The sequence below is a fragment of the Noviherbaspirillum denitrificans genome (genome assembly GCF_002211445.1).
GTDB classification, from domain to species: Bacteria; Pseudomonadota; Gammaproteobacteria; order Burkholderiales; family Burkholderiaceae_D; genus Noviherbaspirillum; species Noviherbaspirillum denitrificans.
In genome coordinates this window covers 1,292,574-1,297,266 of record NZ_LSTO01000001.1, presented here as the reverse complement: position 1 = coordinate 1,297,266, position 4,693 = coordinate 1,292,574, and the positions used below count along the sequence as shown (strand labels likewise).

The window sequence follows — 4,693 nt, the reverse complement described above, 5'->3', positions numbered from 1 at the left end:
GCCGGCCGATGTGCAAAACCCGGACAAGGAAATCGCGTTCCCGGAATCGGTGATCTCGCTGTTCAAGGGCGAGCTGGGCTTCCCGCCGGACGGCTTCCCGAAGGCGCTGGAGCAGAAGGTGCTGAAGGGCGGCCAGCCGATGGTCGGCCGTCCCGGTGCAAACCTGCCGCCGGTCGATCTCGCCAAGGCGAAGGAAGACGCGGAAAAGGCGGTTGGCCGCAGCATCAGCGAGCAGGAACTGGCGTCTTACCTGATGTACCCGAAGGTCTTCCGCGACTACGCCGAGCATCGCCGCCAGTATGGCGACGTCTCCGTGCTGCCGACGCCGGTGTTCTTCTACGGCTTGAAGGAAGGCCAGGAAATCTCGGTCGACATCGACCAGGGCAAGACGCTGGTGATGCGCCTGCAGGGCCGCACCGAACTGGAGGAAGAAGGCCAGAGCAAGCTGTTCTTCGAACTCAACGGCCAGGCGCGCATGGTGCGCATCGACAAGGCTGGCGCGGTGAAGCTGGTCACGCATCCGCGCGCGCAGGATGGCAATGCGAACCATGTCGGCGCGCCGATGCCGGGCATGATCGTGACGCTGGCGGTGAAGGCCGGCCAGAAGGTGGCCAAGGGTGATCCGCTGGTGTCGATCGAGGCGATGAAGATGGAAACCATGATCCGGGCCGAGCGCGATGCGGTGGTGAAGCATACGCATGTGCGTCCTGGCGCAGTGGTGGCGGCGAAGGATTTGCTGGTCGAGCTCGCTGACTAAGCTGTCCTGGCAGCAAGCACAGGGCCCGCAGCGTTGCGGGCCCTTTTTATTTGCAATTCCGACAAGAACAGGCAGCTCCCGCTGATTACATGTGACGCGCGCCGGGGCTTTATTTAAAATACAAAGCCTTTTCACGCGCCGACCCCGAACAAGATGAAACGTCCCGCCCTTTCCTCGTCCTTCAAACGCTTCGCCCAGCTGACCGTCGCTGCAACGGCAATTGCCCTTGCCGGTATCGCCAACGCGCAACAGGTCTTCCGCGTCTCCGCAATTCCCGACGAGGCGCCCACCGAACTGCAACGCAAGTTCAAGCCGCTCGGCAACTATCTCGAGCAAAAGCTGGGCATGAAGGTCGAGTTCGTGCCGGTGACCGATTACGCGGCGTCCGTCGAAGGCCTGGTCAACAAGAAACTCGACATGGTGTGGTTTGGCGGCTTCACCTTCGTGCAGGCAAAGATCCGCAGCAACAACAAGGTGATCCCCATCGTGCAGCGCGAGGAAGACGAGAAGTTCCGTTCGGTCTTCATCACGGCCAGTCCCGCGATCAACAGCCTCGCCGACCTGAAGGGCAAGACCTTCACCTTCGGCTCGGAGTCGTCGACCTCCGGCCACCTGATGCCGCGTTCCTTCCTGCTGGCCGCCAATATCAATCCCGATGCGGACATGAAGCGCGTGGCCTTCTCAGGCGCGCACGACGCCACCGTGGCCGCAGTGGCCAGCGGCAAGGTGGACGCGGGCGCACTCAATATTTCGGTCTGGGAAAAGCTCGTCTCGCAAGGCAAGATCGATCCGAAATCCGTGCGCGTCTTCTATACCACGCCGGGCTATTACGACTACAACTGGACCGTACGTTCCGATATGGATCCGGCGCTGCGCAAGAAGCTTACCGACGCCTTCCTCGCACTGAACCCGAACGACGCGCAGGGCAAGGAAATCCTCGACCTGCAGCGCGCATCGCGCTTCATCCCGACCAAGACCGAGAACTACGAGCAGATCGAGAAAGCGGCACGCAACGCGGGCCTCCTGAAGTAAGCATGACGTTTGAACTACATGGCGTCTCCGTACGCCATACCGTCTCTACTTCCGGCCCGGCGGCACTGCGGGACCTGACGCTGTCTGTCGCCCAGGGCGAGCAGCTTGCGTTGATCGGCCCCTCGGGCGCAGGCAAGACGACCCTGCTGCATACGCTCGCCTGCGCCCATCGGCCCGATGATGGACGCTTTTCGCTGTTCGGCACCGATCCCTGGACCGCCAGTGATACGCGGCGCCAGGCACTGCGTTCGCGCTTGTTCCTCGCGCCACAAACCCCTCCCCTTCCGCCGCGCCAGCGTGTGGTGACCGCCGTACTTGCCGGCCGCCTTCCGCAATGGAGCCTGTGGCAAGCCCTCGCCTCGCTGGTCAAGCCGGCCGATCCGGAAGCGGCTTACATGGCACTGGCGCGATTCAACCTGCAGGACAAGCTGTATGCGCGCGTCGACCGTCTCTCCGGCGGCGAGCGGCAGCGTTGCAGCATGGCACGCCTGCTGGTGTCGCACGCGGAAGCTTTCCTCGTGGACGAGCCGCTTTCCGCGCTCGATCCCGCGCTTGCCATCCAGACGCTTGCCGTCCTGCAGGAAGAAGCGGCTGCGCGGAAGGCGACGCTGGTGTGCAGCCTGCACCAGGTCGACCTCGCACGTGCGCAGTTTCCGCGCATTGTCGGCGTGCGCGCGGGACGCATCGTGTTCGACGCTGCGCGCGAGGCCGTGACCGACGACATGATCACCGCGCTGTACCAGCATGTGCAGCATGCCCCTGCCGTCGACGACACTTTGGATATCCCGGCAACCACGCCGCTCATCACACGCTGTTTCTGATGACTGCCATTTCCTCGCGCACGGCACACCCCGACCCGGCCTGGCATGGTCGCATTGCAGCCATCATCCTCGCGCTGGCAGTGTTGTGGCCGATGCTGGTGTGGAGCGAATTCAAGCCTTGGTTGCTGCTTGACGAGCAGGGCTTGAAGGCGACCGGACGATTCCTGTCCGCTTTCGTGCCGCCGGCGCATTCGACCGAATTCCTGTCGCTTGTGGCCAGTGCCACCTGGGAAACGATCGCGATCGCAACGGCTGGCATGGCGCTGGCGCTGCTGGGCGCGATTCCGATGACGCTGATCGTGACCGAGCGGCTGTCGCTGTCGCGCATCGGCACCGGACGCATCGGCATCGCCGGAACCGTCGTACGGCAGGTGGTGCGCTGGCTGCTCGTCCTCCTGCGCAGCGTGCCCGAACTGGTCTGGGCCCTGCTGTTCGTGCGCGTCGTCGGACTCGGCCCGACCGCCGGGGTACTGGCGATTGCGCTCACTTACTGCGGCATGCTCGGCAAGGTGTATGCCGAGATCCTTGAATCGTCCGACGCCCACGCGAGCGATACGCTCCTGCGCAACGGCAGCAGCCGCCTGGGCGCCCTGCTCTACGGCGCGTTGCCGGACGCGGCATCCGAACTGGTTTCCTATACGGTGTACCGGTGGGAATGCGCGATCCGCGGTTCGGTCGTAATGGGGTTTGTCGGTGCCGGCGGCCTCGGCCAACGGATGGATGAATCGATGAAGATGCTGGACGGCGGAGAAGTGTCGACGATCCTGCTGGTCTTCGTACTGCTGGTGGCCTGTGCCGACGGCGTCAGCAAGCTGTGCCGGAGGAGACTCGCATGAGCATGCCGCAGGCGCCGCGCGCGCGGCTGTCGACCATTGCGCTGCTGGTCGCGATGGCCGCACTCGTCGTTGCGAGCTTCGCGACGCTGCCGCTGCAATGGAGGGCATTCTTCACCCTGGATGCGGTGCGCACGACCGGCGAATTCCTGCTTGGTTTTGCCCCCCCTGAACTCGCGCAGCCCTTCCTGAAAAAGACCGCGCTGGCAGCGGCTGAAACCCTGTCGATGTCCGCGCTCGGCACGGGTATCGCCGCCCTGCTCGGCCTCACGATCGCGCTTCCTGCAAGCGGCCGTTTCGGGCAGGCGGCACGGGCAGGCACCCGTTTGCTGCTAAATATATTGCGCTCGATCCCGGAACTGGTCTGGGCCTCTATCCTGCTGATTGCCGCGGGCCTCGGTCCTTTCGCGGGCACTCTCGCGCTTGCCGCCCATACGACCGGGGTGCTGGGCCGGTTGTTTGCCGATTCGCTGGAAAACTGTTCCCCGCAGCCGGAATCGGCCCTGCGCATCAATGGTGTTCGCCCTTCGGCGGCCTTCCTCTATGCGACATTGCCGCAGGCCGTGCCGCAGATGGTGTCTTATACGCTGTACCGCTGGGAAAACAATATCCGTGCCGCAGCCATCCTCGGCGTGGTCGGCGCGGGCGGCCTGGGGCAGATGCTGAAATACCACCTGTCGCTGTTCCAGATGCAGCAGGCCGCTACAGTCATCGTCGCGATGCTCTTGCTGGTGGCAGTCGTCGATGCGGCGAGCTTCTCGCTGCGCCGGTGGATGACACGCTGACCCAAAAAAGAAAAGGCGACGCATTGCGTCGCCCTTCATGAACTTCCGCGCCGGATTCCCGGCGCTGGAACAGGATCAGCCGTTGACGGCGTCCTTGAATGCCTTGCCAGCAGAGAACTTGACGGTCTTGGCTGCGGCAATCTTGATTTCTTCGCCGGTGCGCGGGTTGCGGCCGGTACGCTCGGCGCGCTTGCCACATGCGAAGCTGCCGAAACCGACGAGTTGCACGGTCTTGCCTTCTGCAACGGACTTCACGATGTTGTTGATCACGGAGTCGAGAGCACGTTGTGCAGCAACCTTGGACAGATCGCAGTCTGCGGCAATTGCGTCAACCAGTTCAGTCTTGTTCATTAAATGTTCCTCCTGAGAAAAGGCACAGATTCTAGCATCACGTCTTGATGCAGTCTGTAGGTATTTTTCCACAGCCGAAGTGCTCCGGCCGGGATGCTCAATTGTCGTCCAAAT

The 4,693-nt window shown here is 63.2% G+C and carries 6 protein-coding genes; 5 read left to right on the top strand and 1 reads right to left on the bottom strand.

The features are described 5' to 3' along the window. The 5 genes from AYR66_RS06465 to phnE form a co-directional block, all read left to right on the top strand. Positions 1 to 757: biotin/lipoyl-containing protein (locus AYR66_RS06465; RefSeq protein ID WP_141104177.1), on the top strand; the 757-nt coding region annotated here is incomplete at its 5' end. A gap of 153 nt (positions 758 to 910) precedes the next feature. Then, complete coding sequence (locus AYR66_RS06460; protein ID WP_088706839.1) at positions 911 to 1,789, top strand: putative selenate ABC transporter substrate-binding protein; 879 nt, start codon at positions 911 to 913, stop codon at positions 1,787 to 1,789. A gap of 2 nt (positions 1,790 to 1,791) precedes the next feature. Next, positions 1,792 to 2,610, top strand: a complete 819-nt coding sequence (locus AYR66_RS06455; protein ID WP_088706838.1) for a phosphonate ABC transporter ATP-binding protein — start codon at positions 1,792 to 1,794, stop codon at positions 2,608 to 2,610. Then, positions 2,610 to 3,446, top strand: coding sequence for a PhnE/PtxC family ABC transporter permease (locus tag AYR66_RS06450; RefSeq protein ID WP_088706837.1), 837 nt, complete (start codon positions 2,610 to 2,612; stop codon positions 3,444 to 3,446). The genes AYR66_RS06455 and AYR66_RS06450 overlap by 1 nt, the downstream gene beginning before the upstream one ends. Beyond that, complete coding sequence (gene phnE, locus AYR66_RS06445; RefSeq protein WP_088706836.1) at positions 3,443 to 4,228, top strand: phosphonate ABC transporter, permease protein PhnE; 786 nt, start codon at positions 3,443 to 3,445, stop codon at positions 4,226 to 4,228. Before AYR66_RS06450 ends, phnE begins: the two co-directional genes overlap by 4 nt. A 75-nt stretch (positions 4,229 to 4,303) precedes the next feature. Here phnE and AYR66_RS06440 read toward each other — a convergent pair whose 3' ends face one another. After that, positions 4,304 to 4,609 (bottom strand): HU family DNA-binding protein, encoded by a 306-nt coding sequence (locus AYR66_RS06440; RefSeq protein ID WP_272938364.1) that lies wholly within the window; start codon positions 4,607 to 4,609, stop codon positions 4,304 to 4,306. Between the last annotated feature and the right edge of the window lie 84 nt (positions 4,610 to 4,693).

Excerpts from the sequence above, each read along its gene's own strand:
- AYR66_RS06460 (WP_088706839.1), top strand. The coding sequence starts at position 911 with ATGAAACGTCCCGCCCTTTCCTCGTCCTTCAAACGCTTCGCCCAGCTG.
- AYR66_RS06455 (WP_088706838.1), top strand. The coding sequence starts at position 1,792 with ATGACGTTTGAACTACATGGCGTCTCCGTACGCCATACCGTCTCTACT.
- AYR66_RS06450 (WP_088706837.1), top strand. The coding sequence starts at position 2,610 with ATGACTGCCATTTCCTCGCGCACGGCACACCCCGACCCGGCCTGGCAT.
- phnE (WP_088706836.1), top strand. The coding sequence starts at position 3,443 with ATGAGCATGCCGCAGGCGCCGCGCGCGCGGCTGTCGACCATTGCGCTG.